This window comes from Mesorhizobium sp. WSM4806 (genome assembly GCF_055811635.1).
Window position 1 is genome coordinate 57016 of the sequence record NZ_JBVVQZ010000025.1, and the last position, 17438, is coordinate 74453.

Below are 17438 nucleotides of genomic sequence, written 5' to 3' on the forward strand. Positions count from 1 at the left end.
GATTGGGATTGTGCCCACGATGGAGCAAAAGCGCGGTCAGGTAGAGTTCAATCGCTTGAATCGCCGCCAATCTGAACGGCGCTCTGGTGAGCGGCTTACCGGGTCGTCCGAGCTGAAGGAGGTGGCCGCCTTGCGGTATTCCTCCGCCAGCCCGTGAACCTGCTGTGGCGACACTAGCTCACCGGGATATTTGCGTCCTTTGATAGTCATCTGCGGCAACATATAGATGCTGACTTCCAATGCCTATATTCAGCACGCAGCAAATGGAGTCTCTTGCTGAGTGAGCGAGGCCACTACACGCGTCGGAAGGCGGGCGGCCCGTTCTGGCACTGCGGCGGCCAGGCGAGAAACGGCTGACGGGAAGGCGCTACTACAGCAGGCCGGATCCGCTCATCTCGCGGATCGTGACGGAGCCTTCCGCCCGGCGGCCGGCCATCGCGTTGGCTGCCGAGTAGCCGCGCGATGGAGTGGCCGTTCCGACGGCGTCTAGCCAGACTTAGATTACTAGGGAGACGGCGCCGCCACTTCGTCCTCCATGTCGAGCGATTTTTCGACTGCCTCCGGATTCCGGGCGATGGTCCAAAGGAGAGTATTCGCCGCTGCATCCGGTTCCGAGCGACCTTGCTCCCAGTTCCGAAGCGTTGCCAGATCGAGGCCATACCTCACGGAGAACGCCTCCTGGGACAGCTTGGTGCGATCCCGAACTTCGCGAACGCTTATCGGCCGCGGCGCATGAACCTTCGCGATCACTCCTGCGGACGAGAGTTCGTCCTTAAGTGCCCGCAGGTCGTCGACGCAAGGAACAGTTACGAACGCCTTGCCGTGATCGACCATTTCCGTGAGTACCGCATGGGCCGTCCTCAGCGGCAGCTGTCTCCTGACAAGAACCCGAGCAGCCTCAGGAGTATTCGCGCCGTGTAGAAAGCTGAGGCTCAGCCGGACGGGAGAGCCTGACGACACCCGGACGACGTCCCGGGTTCGCACCCGTTGTCCGAACCGCTCCATGAACTTCGATGTAGTCGACATTAAGCTTCTCCGCGATCACTCGACCGAGCTTGCGCAATTTGGATCAACCCCATTGGACCTGGGCATCGCCCCCGATATGCAGGTCACGGACAACCAGATGGTTGCTGCCCATCTCCACGTCCCCCAATAGCTGAAGCACGCCATCGGGCTAGACGACATCAAAGAGGAGGCAGGGTCCTCCGAAATGTCAGCGTCCACAATGAGTTCGATATCATAGCTGCACACGCGATCCCTACGCAAGTTGCTTATAGAAAGCATGTCAGGTGCTGGCGAGGGTCAAGGCCTCACCGATCTTCGAATTGGCGCGATGCTGGCAACACCCGAATCGTGCCAACTTGGCGCTGCCGGGCCGCTCGGATGAGGTGAAAACTCACCGCTGCGAGCTTGGCCCGGGAGCGCCTACGACCTGGCGCTCCGAAACCCAGCCATCCGGTCGCTGCAGCCGTGACATCCCTCCTTTTGGAGAGCTTCAGCAACCCAACCTCCGGGGCTGCCAACGACCGCCTTTTATTTTGGGGTTTTTGAAAAATCACCTCGCCGGCTATGTTGTCTAAAATCGATTTTTGTTAATGGGACCTGCGAGGAACCCCGATGACGAAGATAGCTGTACGTATGCGTCGCGGCCAAGGGTCGGTGGGCAAGCGGACGAGAACCTTTCCCAAACTGGCTGAGAAATTGCAGATGCGTCGCTTGGCCAGGATTAACGCCGTCCTGCAGAGGGCGGAAGAATCCGGCCTGCGCGCTGAGAAGGACGGCAGGATTGCGGGACGGGTGAGTGCTGATCTAATTAAGAAGGCCAAAGCTCGAAGCGGATTGACATCTGATACCGAGCTCGTCGAATTTGCGCTGGCAAACGTGGCTCTGGAAGACAACTTCGCCGAGACCTTCAGGAAAACACGGGAAACTGTGGATCCGACGCTGAAGCTCGGATTCTGAATTGGCCGATTTCGACTTTGGTGCGGCCGTAAGATGGTCGCGATTTGATCCCCAAAAAACCTTAAGCCGCGGCCCCGAAATGGAGCTGCCGATCATCGGCAACCTCGTCGGGCCTGAAGTTGCGGGCGAGGGCGGCAATGACTCGACCAACTTCCTCAGTCGCCTTACCCGGGAATGCCTCATCCATGCAAGGCTCGAAGACCTGCGGCAGCCTAATCCCGTTCCAAAAGCTCAATGCCAGACGTCCCGTTTGGACAGGCAGGCCGCGTCATAATTTGGGTGGGAAATAGCGTCCAGATTTGGCCAAAGCCCATCTTGAACTGTTTCTTTGCAATCAATATGATATGAGCCAATTCGGTCAGAAACTCGAATCTTCTCTCTGACAGGAGCTAATGCCATGGAAGAGGTCGCGCGAGCGGTTCAAATGCGTACGAAAAGAGCCAAGGAAGGTGCTTTGCTCACTTCGAAGGAATTCGTTGGCTCTGGAAACCGTGCGGCAGCCGATCAAGCTCTGAGCAGACTTGCGAAAAAGGGCGAACTGGCGCGCGTCTACAGGGGAATATACACGCCCTCCAGGAAAACGCCGTATGGGTATGTGCTGCCGGAAGCGGAAGCCGTCGTGAAGTCGTACGCTTCGTTGTCAGGTGAGAAGGTCGTCAATTCCGGTGCTACGGCGGCGAACCAGCTGGGCCTGACGACACAAGTTCCGGTTCAAAAAGTCTTTCTCACGACCGGAAAGTCGAAGAACCTGAAACTTGGCCGCCGCACAATACGCCTCAAGCACGCGCCCGCTTGGATCACGAGCCTGCCAAAGAACAGGTCGGGCGAAGCCATCCGGGCGATCGCGCACCTTGGCCGAGCTAACGGTGTCCACTACGCGAAATTGCTCAAGAACAGACTGACCCTCGAGGAATGGACTCGCGTAGTCGCTCTCAAGGCGAAAGTGCCCGCTTGGGTCCATGCGGCGATCTCGAAAGCAGAAAATGCGCGGTGAATCCTTCTTCGATTTGAAACGTAGCCAGCAAAGAGACGCTCTTCTGGCCGCTTCGGAAACATTGGGACGCGAGCCGCATATCCTTGAAAAGGATTGACGCTTGACGCTGTCTACACATCCGCGTTCAGGGACCTCCTGTACTTCAAAGGGGGAACATCGCTTTCCAAAGTCTATCGGCTGATCGACATTGAAGACTTGGATCTGACCGATGACATGACAAAGTTCCTTGATGGTGGGAATTTTGACGAGGACGGCATCCTCCGAGCGGATCGCAGGCGAGCAAGCTAACTGAGATGGTCAGGAAGCGCTTGCCGGAGTGGATCATAGACGAATTCGCTCCGATGATGGCGCGAGCCATGGCCGACAAGGGCATCAAGGTGACCTTGGCCTATAATTCCTCGGAAACGCTCAATGTCGACTTTGAGAGTCGTTTCGATGGTCACTCTTACGTTCGCTCATCGGTTCTCTTGGAGTTCGGCGCTCGGTCCACAGGTCGGCCGGCCGAAGAACACGCAATAATTTGCGATGCGGCTCAGGCGAACACAGGTCTCGTGTTTCCGACCGCGTCGGTCCACGCGATGGCGGTGGAGCGCACCTTTTGGGAGAAGGCGACAGCGGCTCACGTTTATTGTCTTCAGCAGAACCTCAAGAAAGACCGCTTCTCGAGGCACTGGCATGATCTCCATTATATCTACAAGTCGAAACATTGGGCATCTGCGCTCGAAGACGCGGAGCTCGCGAGGAAGGTCGCGCGCCACAAGTCATTTTTCTTCAAGGAGAAGGACAAGGACGGCCAGATCGTGGACTACGGCAAGGCGGTCTCCGGCGAGATCGTTATGGTGCCTTCTGGCACCGCCTTGAAAGAACTGGAGAAGGACTACCGCATCATGCAGGAAAGCGGCATCACAGCCGCAGACGCGCCGGATTTCGGGGCGGTCGTGCAGAGCTGCAAGGAGATGGAAGTTGCCATCAACAGTGCCTTGGGTTCGGCGAGGAAGAGGGCGTGAGCTGTGCAGGGCTGCCTGCTGTCCTTTTTTGTATGAACGCGCCGGTCACCGTGGCATTGTCGGGAAAAGCATCTAGCGCGACGCAACTGGAAACGCTGGTCGGCAGTCCTGAAGCGCGGTTTCATCGCGATGATGGATGTGGATGCGCTGTCGCTCAAACAAGGCTTGACCAAGCACACCGACATAGGAAGCGTAATGAACCGCAATGCGAGGCGTGCCGCGCAAGCGCAGGCACGGACGGGAACTATTTGACCGTATCGCGGCGAGCAAAAGGGACACGCCCAGGTGCCGGAAACAGAAACGCCCGTGCTGCACGTCGACCTGATGCGTGCCGCAGGCCAAATATCCAGGAACCGCCTCATCGCCGGACCTCAGCCCTGTACCAGGCCGGGCGTGCTCAGGATCACGTGACGGACCGCCTCATAATAACGGACATAACCGGTGCAACGACAAATGTGCGGCGCAAGCGCCTGCTCGATTGTGCGTTCGACATCCGCCCTGCGGACCGGCTTCTCTTTGAGACGCTCAACCAGCACGGTTGCACCGGTGACAAAGCCCGGCGTGCAATAGCCGCACTGGAACGAAAAACGTTCGACGAAGGCCTGCTGAATCGCGGAGAGCCGAACGACATCGCCATTCGCGTCGCGTTCGGCATGCGCTTCGATGGTGCGGACAGACTTGCCCTCGAAGAAATGCGCTCCGGTGATGCAGCTGCGGATCTCGCGGGAACTTCCTTCCGGCCCATCGAGAATGATCGCGCAGGCGTGGCAGATGCCTTGGCCGCAGCCAAGCCGCGAGCCCGTAAGGTTGAGATATTCGTGCAGGAAGTCGATCATCATGAGATCGTCAGGTACGTCGAACGGACCGACCTTGCGATTGTTGACGGTCATCGAAAGTGGTCGTGTGGCAACGGTCACGGTAGGGCCTGCAGAATCTTCTCTGGCGTGATCGGCGTCTGATAAAAACGCTTGCCGATGGCATGGTTGACGGCATTGACGATCGCCGGAACGATCGCGATCATCACAACCTCGGCCATTCCCTTTGGTGGATCGATATCGGAAAGCGGCGCCAATACCTCCGATGTCTGTGTCCAGACCGCGACATCCCTGGCATGCGGCAGGCGATACCGGTTCCAGTTCCACGTCCCGTCGCCGGGACCGTCCTCATAGAGCGGCAACTCCTCGAGCAAGGCGTGGCCGACGCCCATAGCCATGCCGCCTTGGAGCTGACCCGAGACAAGTTCCGGCACGATCTGAGTGCCGCATTCGAGGATGGAATGATGCGAAAGGAGCTTCACGTCGCCTGAGGCGGTGTCCACTGCGACTTCGGCGATCGTCGCCACGCCCGTGTAACAGGTGCCAGCGGCGTTCTGGCGCTGTACCGGCGGATAGAAGACCTGGCGCCGGTCGAGAAAATGGAAGCCGCCGCAGGTCATCAGCGCCTTCAAACCAGCCGGCGCGCTTTGGCCATAGCAGACCGAAAGCGCGTCGACCGGCAAGCGGACGGCGCCGACGTTCGGCACATCGAACACCGCCTCGGCCCATTGCCCGCGATTGAAGACATGGACGCTGACCCCCGTGACCAGGCCGAGCCTGTGCGCCGCCGCCGCGAGTTGTTCCAGTGCGAGCGGCTCCATCCCTCCAGCCGTCAATTTGCCATCTGCGATCCGCACGTCCGCCATGTCAACAGCGAGCGGCCCCGCCCGCCCGCCGCCCGGTCCACTAGACCAGAGCGCGACCGCAGCCGGCCAGAGCGACAGGTGCAGCAGCGCGCGCGCCGCCATCCGCGTGGCGTGGCCGACGAAATAGGCGCTGTTTGAGGCGCTCATCGGTGAAATAAACGAGGGCGTCCAGCGTGGATTGCGTGCCAGCGCGTCCTCCCTGTCCTGCGGCGTCGTATAGGGCTCCTCGGTGGAGACGAGAGGCATCTCGGGCCAGTCGACGATCCCGAAGGCGCAGTCGTCCGGCACCCGGCCGATGATGTCGGCGACCATCACCGCCTGCGAGGTGGTCAGGCCCGTGCCGATATCATTGCCGTTCTGGCGCATGGTGAGCCGGCCGGACGGATCGAATGACAGCGTGGTCACCGCTGCCTCGGCTCCGGTGCCGTAATCCTTCTGCACCTGCGCGAAACCGATGCCATAGCGCTTACCCGGATTGGCGGTATCGAACGCCGCTTTGTTCGTATCGCGATCCCTCCACAACGGATGGGCACGAGCCCGCTCCAGGATCTCCTCGGTCCTTAGCGCCCCGCCGGCAATGGCGCCCTGCGAGCTCTTCATGCCGGTCTTGAACGCGTTCTTGAGGCGAAGCTCGATCGGATCGATGCCGAGCAGTTCGGCGGCCTCATCAACCATCATCTCGGTCGCGGCCATGGTCTGCAGCGTTCCGTACCCGCGCGTCGAGCCAGCATCGACAGCGCGCGAAGCGCGGACTTCGACCGAGAAATCGCTCTTCGGCAGATAATAGATGCTCTGCGCCGCGCTGGCCCCGACCTTGCCAACGTCGGGCGAGAAGTTGCGCCGCCCTCCGGCATCCATGCGATACCTGCCTTTCATGATGCGGAAGGCGTGCGTGGAGCGATCCACGACAAGCGTATTCTCCATCCAGAAGGCATGGCGCTTCAACCCCATCTGGAATTGCTCGAGGCGGTCGTTGGCAAGACGCACCGGGCGCCCGTCGCCATAGAGGCCTGCCAGGATAGCGTAGTAGGGAAAGATGGAATGATCCTTGGTACCGTATCCGACCGTGTAACCGATCGAAAGGTCGAGCGCCTTCACCGCGAACCGCGATTTCGACAGCATTTCCAGCGTCGAGGTCGCCACCTCATAAGGCGATTGGGTCGCGATGAGTGCGTGCAGGGTCGAACTGCCCGGCTCGAACCAGGCATTGCCATTGTCGGGTTCCATCGCGGAGGCGTCGGTCGACTGCGAGAAATAGCTTCGCTTCAGGACCAACGCATCGTCGCCGGTTGCTATGATCTCACGCTCGATCTCGCCCGCCGCCCACAGGGCGCGGGCCGCCGCATCGCCGCTCTGATCCGGCTTCGGCCAGACGACCCGATCGCCGTCGAAACTGCCGTAGATGGTGGTGTCTTCGAGCGGATCGGTTTCATCCGATGTCGCGCCGCCGATGCGCACGAACCGGCTGGCGCTGTAATGGGGTGGCGTGTCGTAGCCGCCGACCGCGCCCCAGCGCACGATGCCCTTGGCGAAACGGACCAGCCGCTTGGCCGCGTCGAACCGCGCGAAATCCTTGTAGATCAAGAGCGCGACCGGCTGACCGAGCAGGCGCGGAATGCGTCCCTTCGGCACCAGGAACATGTCGCCATAGAAGCCGGGAGCCGTCGTTTCTGGCGGCGCAAGACCATCGCGCACAAGGTCTTCGCCGGCTATCAATTGGTCGGGCTTGAGACCTTCGCCCAGCAGTGAGAGGTCCAGCCCGTCCAACGGGGCGTCGGCCCAGGTGCCGCGGATCAGGAAGGCGTGGCTCTGTTGGTGCGGCCAGCCCGTTATGTCCCGGGCGCGAAAATCGCGGGTGAAGGTCTTGTCCCCCGTGACCTTGGCCACGGCGTCGATCCTGAAACGCGGCCGACCGTCCGGTCCGATCCAGTTTGGCGAATGGCCGGGCGAATTGGCAATGGGCGCAGCCGATGGGGGCCGGCCCAGAAAACGGATCTTGACCGCGATCCCCGCGCCAGCCGCCGCTGCGATGAACTGGCGCCGCGAAACCCTGCCGCTCATGCGGTCTCCCCGAAAGGCCGAGAGCCCGACCCTACACCCGGCTGGCTCGCCTCACCTTTATACTGCCGACTCGGGGCCGTTCCGCCATTCCGGCATCGCTGACAAACGGAACGGCCTTGCCCGGTCATGAAAATCGCCGGGCCTGTTGCATCAGTCCGCAATATTGAAGCGCATGACTTCTGCTTCGAATCCGAATGTTTGGATAGCATGTCCTCTGTTGTGAGCCCGTCCGAAGGATCTGGTCGAACTCGATGGGGTCGGGCGACGCAGGCTGGCTTGTGGTGGTGTGTCGCCAGGCGCCCCACGGAATCAACATTGCGAGTATTTTCCTTCCTGCATCGGACTGTCGTGATCGGGCGGCTATTTTCATAGCCAAGAGTGGCCGCCCACCGGCAGAGCTCCCGTCATACCCAGTAGCGTTGCGCGGTTTCCGGGACGTCCAGTCACGTTTGCAATGCGCGTGTTGGAATCGGTGAATCTGCGACACATCACCGCCGCGGTTTGGCCACGGAGTTGCCGCAATATCCCACGACATAGCCGGCGTTGCCTGAGACGGTTCGGTCCGGCACCGGCTCAACCAAGCCCCCCCGCTCTAGGGTCAGTGCCGGATCGAACCACTCTCTTCCGACCCCCGAAATGCGCTCAGCAGAAGCAAGCTGATCCGCTTCAACGATGCGTGGTCTCCCAAATCGCATGGGGCGGCAAAGACCTGCACAGCAAAATGGTTTGAGGCGCGCCTCGGCTTCAGGCGAGAGGCAACTCTGGCCGGCTCTACGATGCCTTCGTTGTGAGAGCTCGTTCAAAGTAGCAAACTGTTGCTGGTCGCTAAGCAGGCTTGCATACCCATCGCCTCTGTCGATGCTCCCATCATAGTTGGTGCCCTCAACCATGCCTGATGATCCAACGATTTCGTCATGGCGCAGTGATCGTGGTAAATCTCGGTCTCTGTGCCTGGGATCGGCCCCCCGTTCCCCAGGTCGTGGTCGAAATCAATGTTGGAACCGTGTACAGCCGCTTCTCAGGCCTTCACACGTGAAAACACGCTGACCGTCTACGTTGCTCTGCGTATCGGGGTCCCCCAGGACGTGGAATGCCGCTTTGTAGGATCGACCTCTAACGATATCAGGCCTGGGTCCAACCTCTGGCAGCCAGACAAAGTTGACAGCGCAACCGACGCAATGATGCCTGTCATGTTCATTTCCCCTCACTGTGTATCGCGGTTCCGTGCATCGTTTGAGGATCATCTGCTGCACTGAGCGTGCCAAAAAGAAAAGGTTTCAATTACACGGTTTAGGAGCCGCCCTTGTCCGTCGGACCTCTGACTTTGTTGCAAAGCCGACACTGGTCGTCATGGCTGGCGACAGGGCTTGGGATCTTCGGTCGCGACCACGCAAGCCCAGAGCCGACTCGGCGGTGAGGCGCGGGGGCATAGGCAAAAACGTCACAAGTACGTGCCCATGCTCCCTCTGGCGAATACATCATTGCGGTCGGATCCACTCGAGAAATCTGGCCTGACAGTTAGCGTAGATCGTTTGCTTTGGCATCGCGCAGAAATGTGGGTGGCGAGAGTGTCTAATGCCGATCGCGACGGTAAGCTGAAGCGTATTTGAGCCTTGATAGGGCTTTCAATTCAGGCTGCGCCCATGAACAGGCATGGTGGCGGCCAGGATGGCTGCATTCCGGCAGTAATGCCAATCGCTTCTCACAAGCAGAGCGCGTCGGCGCCATTTGCACCCTCATTCACCCCCTTGCACCCGATCGTGTAGGACCGTGCAAGGTTGGCCCCAGACTGCAGCGTGAAGAACTGAACCCGCCTTTAGGGAATTGAAATTTTCTGTGAGTCCTGCACCGTCGAGGGGCGTGGAAGGCGAGGGATGATGCAGCCAAAGCAAGTTATATCGATGGTGCGCCTGCAAAGATGCGATTGGGGCAGCGCGGCAATTGCAGCCGGTCATGTTGCTGCGGAGGTGGCGCTGAATATATGCCGTCCGTTCCGCGGTGGCTGCCAGGCGACTCCCGTTGAGAAAACCCAGGCCCAAAGGCATTGAAGAAGTCGCGATCGCCCAGGCGTTGGTTGGCTCGCCACCGGCTGGTGCTGACGACCGCGGCACTCATAGACGACACACGGCCGAGTGAAGGACGGGGCGGCATTGCGCGACCGTGCGGCCCGCCCACGCGCGATTTTTCCTCGTCGGACCTTTGCTCCTCGCCTAGCGCCGGCTGGGTCGGGAGATTGCCACGGGCCTCCAGCAGGAATGCCTTAGTCGCGGGCATGGCACAGTGATGCTATTGGCGCGGCGCTGCGCAAATTACCGGTCAGGTCGCGACTGTTTTCCTTGCCGAGGGAGCACGACAACTCGGCCGCGGCTGATCAGCCGGAGTGGGCGATCCTCGTCATGAAATCCTCGAGCATGCAAACCTGCGCTCAAAGGAGAAGCTGCTGCGGCGGACATCATGCCGGGCTCTTGCAAGGACCGGAAGCAGCCAAAGAGTCGGCGAGGGCGTGCCATTCATGCGCTCAGGCAGAACTCACTCATCGCATTTGATGCCAGCCTCATCATCTTTGGCTTAGACGGGGCTGGGAACTCTCTGCCAGACTACAACTGTAACATCATATCGGTTCAGCAGGTCAAGCTTCGGTGGTAACCTCATTGCGTAGAATAACGACTTTGGAGACCGAGCATGGATCGCGATAACAAACGCGCACGCGCAGCTGCAAGTTCATCCCAAGGCGGGAGGGAACCCAGTAACATCCTGTCCCTTCCAGAGGGGCCATTAAGCGAGGTAGCAGAACGGCTGGTAACCGCTAACCCACGCGATACAGCGCGAAATCTTGCGGGCTTCAAAGACCTCGGGAGGCAAGCGCGAACAGCCGTTCGGGGCACTCAACCCGGGTCAGAAACTGAACTCGCAAAATTTGAAAGGCGGGGCAATCAGCTCGGACAATCAGCCAGAGAGCTGACCTGGAAATTGACATCCGAATTGGGGTACCGGCCGGATAACGTAGCATTGGAGCAAGTCAGAGCGGTCAGCAACATAGCCAATTACCTAACGCCACATATGCAAGATGCTGTTGTCAATCGCATTGGCAACATGGAGCCGGCCTCGCAAGCTCTCGGAGCTTTTAACGTTGCGCCAAACTTCGGTAAGTTCAATGAGGAAAACAAATCTCGCATTCTTGATCAGGCCGTTGAATTGGCTTCTGATCCGGATGGCAACATCAGGACGGTGGCACGCAATGCTATTATAGCCGCGTATCACCAGTTCGATGCAAATCAACAGGCCCAAGCTCACGCAGTTCCCGGCATGGAAAACATCTTGCGGCAAATGCCTCCGCCGCAGCATGAGGCAGAGGAACGAAATGCGAATCTGGACGGCCACATAGCAGGTCTTGAGGCTGCAGCCCGTGCGACAGGCGCGCAAATCTCCTATGAACAGCTGCAGCGGGGTGGTCTAATCGGGCAGGCCATAAACCGCAACTACAGTCACGCCCGAGCGGACCTACTGGAGGCCACCAGAAACAGGGATCGCGAGGGCCGTTGAGGTCTCGGCCACGGTATAGGGACGCTTTCTCTCCCGAATTCCGTTTACGGCCTTGCCGTTTCCAGGTCGCTGGCCGTTGACGTACCTGCTTAGTGTAACTTCAAAAACCACGTCTTCCGGGTGGTGCGATGCAAGCGTCGCACCACCCGCTGCGGCATCGATCTGTCGAGTGGCGACATCGCGCGCGACGTCGGTTCGGTGTCTGAAGCAAGCGCAGCATTAGCTACGGCTAATCGGCAATGGAACAATGCCTTCAACAAAAACGACGCCCCCTAACATAGCCGTTAGCATCGCCTGCTCACTCGCCTTGGGCTTCTGTGCGGCAAGTCTGTACGCAACCTTCCGCCACGGCGGTGGCGGCGAGGCTCTGATGACGTTTGATGTCCGTGCCTTTTGGTTTGAGACGCCCTTCTATCTGGGTTTCGCAACCCCCGTTTTCTATCGGGGCGCGGCTATCGTGCTCTCGACATCCGCGGTCGTCTTGCTGATTCAGCAGATCGTATTGCGCCGCAAGCTCGAACACCACGGGACGGCTCGTTGGGCTCGAGTGGATGAAATGCGACGCACCGGATATCTGCGACGATACCGTGGCGTGACAGGCCCGGTATTTGGGAAGACGAGTGGCCCTTTCTGGCCTGGCTACTACCTGACCAATGGCGAGCAGCCTCACAGCCTCATCGTTGCACCGACCCGCGCTGGCAAGGGCGTCGGCATAGTCATTCCAACGCTACTTACATTCAAAGGCTCAGTGATAGCTCTGGATGTCAAAGGGGAGCTCTTTGAGCTCACCTCGAGGGCGCGCAAAGCCGCAGGCGACGACGTGTTCAAATTCGCGCCGCTGGATTCGGAGCGGCGCACAAACTGCTACAATCCGCTGTTGGATCTTATAGCGCTGCCGCCACAGCAGCAATTCACCGAAGCCCGCCGCTTGGCCGCAAACCTGATTACGGCCAAGGGGGAGGGCGCGGAAGGTTTCGTCAGCGGCGCGCGAGATATCTTTGTCGCGGGGATCCTTGCCTGCATCGAGCGGGGCACGCCAACAATCGGCGCCGTCTATGATCTCTTCGCCCAGCCGGGGGAGAAGTTTAAGCTCTTCGCGCGACTCGCCATGGAGACCCAGAACAAAGAGGCACAACGCATATTCGACGACATGGCGGGGAACGACACGAAAATCCTGACCTCCTACACTTCCGTGCTCGGCGATGGCGGGCTCAACCTGTGGGCGGATCCCGCTGTAAAGGCAGCTACAAGTCGCTCGGACTTTTCGGTCTATGATCTTCGCCGTCGCAGAACGTGCATCTATCTTTGTGTTGGTCCGAACGACCTTGAGGTGATCGCGCCTTTGATACGCTTGTTTTTTCAGCAAATCGTTTCAATTCTGCAGCGGTCGCTGCCCCGCCGGGATGAAAAGAACGAGGTTCTCTTTCTGCTCGATGAGTTCAAGCACTTGGGTAAGCTGGAGGCGATCGAGACCGCAATTACGACCATCGCGGGCTACAAGGGTCGCTTCATGCTCATCATCCAGAGCCTCTCCGCACTGACGGGGGCCTATGGCGAGGCTGGCAAGCAGAATTTTCTCAGCAATACCGGACTGCAAGTGTTCATGGCCACTGCCGATGACGAGACTCCGAACTACATTTCCAAAGCTATCGGTGAATACACATTTCAAGCCCAATCGATTTCCTACAGCCAGGCGCGAACGTTCGATTGGAACATCCAGAATTCACATCAGGGTGCACCGCTGTTGCGTCCCGAACAGGTGCGGCTACTTAATGACGAGTACGAGATCGTTCTCATCAAAGGTCTGCCACCATTGCAGTTGAGGAAGGTGCGATATTTTTCGGATCGCATCCTGAAACGCATCTTTGAAAGCCAGACAGGCGCCCTCCCGGAGCCGGTACCCTTGACGATAGCAGACGAGGGGCTCTCCGCAGAATCTCAACTCGATGACCCGCTGCGTGGATCGGCGCAAGACTTTGACGATACAGTTTGATGTGAGGCTAGTGTGGACCCGCGAAATAGTAATCCATCCCGTGTAACAGCTTTGTCGCAGGTGCAGGACGCCGGGTTGGAAGAGGGGCAAGCGGACCAGGCCCGGCAAGTGGGCGATGAGCAGCACCTTGCCGAGGCCCGGAGGCTGTTCGATCAAGCTGACGAGTCGCCAACCAATCCAGAGGAGGTTCTGCGACTGGAACAGGGGTTGAGCGAAGTGCTTCAGCGACGGCAGGATAATCTCGCCGCCTCGTCTTTTTTCAGCGACCCAGGGATGCCCGCTGGACCGGGTGACCACAACAGCATCGTGGCGGACGCTTTCGTAGCGGCCGGCTCTGGGCACGCCGGAGTTGAGGCCGCCGCCCCGCCAGCGTTAGCTGCCAGCCAACAGCAGATCCGGCCCTGGCCGGATGCGCTTGACCAGGGCAACCATCTGCCACCCGGGTGGGTCATCATCAACAATGAACATTCCACAGCGCTATTGAGGCCAGCGGAGAGGCAGAGGGCCCTGAATACGCCGCAAGCCGCCGCCATTCAGCAGCCGCTGAGCGAAATCGGCCATTCAGGCGGCCGCGTGCCGATGCAGCCCCCCATGCAGCAGTTGGGTGAATTGCCATTGGAAGGGGTACCCGTTCAAGGGACTGGGTCCGAACACATCGGAAGGCTGCATGCGGAGGCCGCGCCCTCCGCAAGGTTTGAGGCACCCCCCGCTGCGATCGAGAACTCCATAAACATCTCATTCGCCATCCCCGAAGGCTTCTCCCATGTGACTCAACGCGTCCCAGACGCAATGCTCTCTTTTCAACGCGTCCCAGACGCGATGCTCTCTTTTCAACGCGTCCCAGACGCGATGCTCTCTTTTCAACGCGTCCCAGACGCGATGCTCTCTTTCTTGGGCCGCCATGACCCCTTGCCGGATGCGGGCCAGGCCCGGCACGTGAGCTTTGAGCAGCACGTGGCCGAGCCGCGCCGAGCCGAACCTGTCGCGAGTGGCGCCCGTGCTACCCGCTATCGCCATCTGTCCGGCGAACACCGGGACGTGATTGATAAGGCGATCGCCCACGCTGCGGCTCAGCAACACCATAGCGCGGCGACGCTCCGAATATACTCGCATGCGCTTCGCCGATTGGCGAATGATCTCGGCGCTCGCGGCCTAGCGACTGATCTAAAAAATCACCAATCCCTGGTCGATCACCTAGATACTTTCTTTCCGCAAAACGTTGATATAAAGACGGCGTTGAACGTCCTGCGTGCGTATCATGAGCCGGGCTATTCAGCGACTGGCCGGTGGCCAGTGCCGGTGCCCTCAAAGGCAGACGCGCATGTCTTAGAACAAGTGACCAGTGACAGCAGCTTGGCCTCAAGCACCCGTGCTATCTATGGTCGTAATCTTCGCAAATTTTCTGAGGCGCTTGAGAGTCGGGGCCAGACGATCTCTGGGCTGGATCACTATTCGCGGATCGAATTCGCCGAGAGGTTGTTTCCAGGCAACCGCTATCTCCGCTTAGCGCTGGAACGGGTTCGCGATGCGGAGCCCGCGTCAGACGTTTCCGAGGCTCGGAGGCTGTTCGCTCAAGCTGACGAGTCGCCAACCAATCCGGAGGAGCTTCTGCGACTGGAACAGGGGTTCCGCGAAGTGCTTCAGCGACGGCAGGATGATCAAGCCGATTCGTCTTTTTTCGGCGACCCAGGAAATCTCGCTGGACCGGATAACCTCAACAGCAGCGTGGCCGACGCTTTCGCAGCGGCCGGCTCTGGGCACGCCGGAGTTGAGGCCGCCGCCCCGCCAGCGTTAGCTGCCAGCCAACAGCAGATCCGGCCCTGGCCGGATGCGCTTGACCAGGGCAACCATCTGCCACCCGGGTGGGTCATCATCAACAATGAACATTCCACAGCGCTATTGAGGCCAGCGGAGAGGCAGAGGGCCCTGAATACGCCGCAAGCCGCCGCCATTCAGCAGCCGCTGAGCGAAATCGGCCATTCAGGCGGCCGCGTGCCGATGCAGCCCCCCATGCAGCAGTTGGGTGAATTGCCATTGGAAGGGGTACCCGTTCAAGGGACTGGGTCCGAACACATCGGAAGGCTGCATGCGGAGGCCGCGCCCTCAGCAAGGTTTGAGGCACCCCCCGCTGCGATCGAGAACTCCATAAACGTCTCATTCGCCGTCCCCAAAGGCTTCTCCCATGGGACTCAGCCCGTCCCAGACGCGATGCTCCCTTTCTTGGACCACCATGGCCTCTTGCCGGATGCGGAAAACCCGAAATGGAACTACGAGATTAAAGGTCACGGCTACACCGCCGAGAGGCCAGAAGGGGGCAACGACTTTTGGCTCGTCGATCGCGGTCCGATGAGGGAAGCTGCAGCGGCAGCAGTACTGGCAAAGGCCCCAGAACCCGCCTCGCCAGCGAACGCCAGGCTGTCAGACACCTATCGCGGTGTTCCATTAGTCAATCTGACCACCTCCTCCGAGGCACGGATCGCAGCGCTTCCGTCAGGTTCGTCCAACCTCCCCGAGGGGGTGGTGCTCGGTGCCGACCTGCTGAGCGACGCCCATATCCACAGGGATTACCGGTTGCTGGAGCAGGACCTGCAGGAGGCCCACCCAGCGCTCGCCGCCCGAACGCGGCTGGTGGATCCCTTGGTCTCCCAGCAACTGCGCCGTCACGACCGGGACCCGCAACTTACATTGCTGTCCATCTATCATCACAACGACGTCGCAGCCGACTTCGTGTTCCTGCCGGTGAACAGTGGCAACCCTTTGGCTACGGTGGCAACTGATGGACGCAACGAGCATTGGTCGCTGCTGCTCGTTGATCGCCGCGACCCGGAAAGAGCGGTCGCCTATCACTACGATTCCATCCATCAGAGCTATGGACGGGGATACAATGACGCGCCTGCACGAGAGCTCGCAACAACACTGGGCGCGACCACCCTGGTGACACCCGCCATGGCCCGGCAGAACAACGGTGTTGATTGCGGAGTCTTTGTGGTGGACGGCACGCGCGCGCTGGTTCAGAGATTGGCGAACCAAGAGTTTCCGGAACGGCTGCGGCCGCTGCACCTCGACGACCTCGTCGCCGATCGGCAGGCGCTGCAAAACCGACTGAGGCAGGGCCGCTTGCCGCACGAGCTTGCCGCAATCCCCCCGGAAGCTTTTGGAGCCGCGTCGCAGGTGCAACAAGCCGTGTTGCAAGAGCAGCAAGCCCGACAAGTCGCGCCAGCGCCGTTTGAACGGCGCTTGGGCAGGACTCGCGAGGCCCAGGACGAGCTGACGAGTACACTCGACAGGAGCAACCTCGTGAACAGCGGGGGCGTCATCATAAACAATGAACACTACACAGCGCTATTGAGACCGGGGAAGAGGCAGAGGACTGATAATCCGCAAAGCCTCGCCATGGGGCGGCAGCCGAGCGAAGCAACCACGACGTCCATCAACCAAGCCTCCGATCAAGCCCGAGCCGACCTAATGGCTTCCTTCAGAAGCAGAGAGCGCTCCGACGCGGGGCGTTGAGCTCCATGGCTGGGGTCAAACAGAACGGCTCTTTTGACGACAGAGGCGCTGATCCGATCTCCGGACCGGTAGCTCTCGCCGTAATTGATCAGGCTGGCACTGCTGGAAGGCGATGTAGGCCTGGAACTCGCCGATCGCCCAGACGCTGAGACGGATCGCCGACCTCTATAAAGATCGAGGACGATATCCGCGGCCGATCGGCCGATGAACGCCGCGCGATGCGTCAGGAAAATAGCCGCGCTATTGTCGCCGATTTTGAACCTTGGCTGCGCGAAAAGCTCGGCCTGATCAGTCAGAAGACCAAGCTCGCCGAGGCAATCCGCTACACGCTCTCACGCTGGGAAGGCCTCTCGCGCTTCCTTGACGACGGCCGCATCGAGATCGACAGCAACACCGTCGAGCGCTCAAGCCGTCCGATGGCGCTCAACCGCAAGAACGCGCTCTTTGCAGGTTCAGACGGCGGTGCCGAAAACTGGGCAGTCATCGCGTCGCTGATTCGAAACCTGCAAGCTCAATGGTGTCGAGCCACTCGGCTATCTCGCCGACGTCCTCACCAGGATCGTCAACAGCCATCCGAACAGCCAGATCAACGACCTGCTGCCTTGGGCCTGCATCCGGGCGCCCGAGCTCAAAGCCGTGGCCTGAGAACAGCGCTCTGATGACCGCTGTCAACGCTGTGGGCGCACA

10 protein-coding genes and 1 pseudogene are annotated in these 17438 nt (G+C 59.9%); 8 read left to right on the forward strand and 3 right to left on the reverse strand.

All coding sequences use genetic code 11. The features are described 5' to 3' along the window. Positions 1-504 precede the first annotated feature (504 nt). Positions 505-834: a helix-turn-helix domain-containing protein gene (locus tag AC0L2M_RS30195; protein WP_065010979.1), complete on the reverse strand. Its 330-nt coding sequence runs from the start codon at positions 832-834 to the stop codon at positions 505-507. A 783-nt stretch (positions 835-1617) separates the two neighbouring features. Here AC0L2M_RS30195 and AC0L2M_RS30200 point away from each other — a divergent pair. The 4 genes from AC0L2M_RS30200 to AC0L2M_RS30215 all read left to right on the forward strand — a co-directional run bounded on the left by AC0L2M_RS30200 (position 1618) and on the right by AC0L2M_RS30215 (position 3963). Then, positions 1618-1962: a hypothetical protein gene (locus AC0L2M_RS30200; protein ID WP_065010969.1), complete on the forward strand. Its 345-nt coding sequence runs from the start codon at positions 1618-1620 to the stop codon at positions 1960-1962. Between the two features lies 1 nt (position 1963). Continuing rightward, complete coding sequence (locus AC0L2M_RS30205; RefSeq protein WP_473536703.1) at positions 1964-2236, forward strand: hypothetical protein; 273 nt, start codon at positions 1964-1966, stop codon at positions 2234-2236. 123 nt (positions 2237-2359) lie between these two features. Then, complete coding sequence (locus tag AC0L2M_RS30210) at positions 2360-2956, forward strand: DUF6088 family protein (protein WP_473536704.1); 597 nt, start codon at positions 2360-2362, stop codon at positions 2954-2956. A 293-nt stretch (positions 2957-3249) separates the two neighbouring features. Then, complete coding sequence (locus tag AC0L2M_RS30215; RefSeq protein ID WP_473536705.1) at positions 3250-3963, forward strand: nucleotidyl transferase AbiEii/AbiGii toxin family protein; 714 nt, start codon at positions 3250-3252, stop codon at positions 3961-3963. Between the two features lie 371 nt (positions 3964-4334). Here the strand turns inward: AC0L2M_RS30215 and AC0L2M_RS30220 are convergent, their stop codons facing one another. Together AC0L2M_RS30220 and AC0L2M_RS30225 are read right to left on the reverse strand one after the other, a co-directional pair. Further along, the gene (locus AC0L2M_RS30220) at positions 4335-4853 is read right to left on the reverse strand and encodes a (2Fe-2S)-binding protein (RefSeq protein WP_473536706.1); all 519 of its coding nucleotides are present in this window, start codon (positions 4851-4853) and stop codon (positions 4335-4337) included. 23 nt (positions 4854-4876) lie between these two features. Continuing rightward, a complete protein-coding gene (locus AC0L2M_RS30225) occupies positions 4877-7705 on the reverse strand; it encodes a xanthine dehydrogenase family protein molybdopterin-binding subunit (RefSeq protein WP_473536707.1) in 2829 nt (942 codons plus the stop codon). A 2682-nt stretch (positions 7706-10387) separates the two neighbouring features. On the opposite strand from AC0L2M_RS30225, the gene AC0L2M_RS30230 reads away from it, so the two are divergent. The 4 genes and pseudogenes from AC0L2M_RS30230 to AC0L2M_RS30245 all read left to right on the forward strand — a co-directional run. Further along, a complete protein-coding gene (locus AC0L2M_RS30230; RefSeq protein WP_065010963.1) occupies positions 10388-11248 on the forward strand; it encodes a hypothetical protein in 861 nt (286 codons plus the stop codon). A gap of 247 nt (positions 11249-11495) precedes the next feature. Continuing rightward, positions 11496-13241, forward strand: a complete 1746-nt coding sequence (gene virD4, locus AC0L2M_RS30235) for a type IV secretion system ATPase VirD4 (protein WP_065010962.1) — start codon at positions 11496-11498, stop codon at positions 13239-13241. Positions 13242-13292: 51 nt separating this feature from the next. Then, positions 13293-16751: a Ulp1 family isopeptidase gene (locus tag AC0L2M_RS30240; protein ID WP_473536708.1), complete on the forward strand. Its 3459-nt coding sequence runs from the start codon at positions 13293-13295 to the stop codon at positions 16749-16751. Positions 16752-16878: 127 nt separating this feature from the next. Continuing rightward, a pseudogene (locus AC0L2M_RS30245) lies at positions 16879-17396 on the forward strand (IS66 family transposase); the annotation flags it as partial. Positions 17397-17438: the final 42 nt, after the last annotated feature.

Bases quoted from the DNA above. Each gene is read 5' to 3' on its own strand.
- AC0L2M_RS30195 (WP_065010979.1), bottom strand. From the start codon at position 834: ATGGTCGATCACGGCAAGGCGTTCGTAACTGTTCCTTGCGTCGACGAC.
- AC0L2M_RS30200 (WP_065010969.1), top strand. From the start codon at position 1,618: ATGACGAAGATAGCTGTACGTATGCGTCGCGGCCAAGGGTCGGTGGGC.
- AC0L2M_RS30210 (WP_473536704.1), top strand. From the start codon at position 2,360: ATGGAAGAGGTCGCGCGAGCGGTTCAAATGCGTACGAAAAGAGCCAAG.
- AC0L2M_RS30215 (WP_473536705.1), top strand. From the start codon at position 3,250: ATGGTCAGGAAGCGCTTGCCGGAGTGGATCATAGACGAATTCGCTCCG.
- AC0L2M_RS30220 (WP_473536706.1), bottom strand. From the start codon at position 4,853: ATGACCGTCAACAATCGCAAGGTCGGTCCGTTCGACGTACCTGACGAT.
- AC0L2M_RS30225 (WP_473536707.1), bottom strand. From the start codon at position 7,705: ATGAGCGGCAGGGTTTCGCGGCGCCAGTTCATCGCAGCGGCGGCTGGC.
- AC0L2M_RS30230 (WP_065010963.1), top strand. From the start codon at position 10,388: ATGGATCGCGATAACAAACGCGCACGCGCAGCTGCAAGTTCATCCCAA.
- virD4 (WP_065010962.1), top strand. From the start codon at position 11,496: ATGCCTTCAACAAAAACGACGCCCCCTAACATAGCCGTTAGCATCGCC.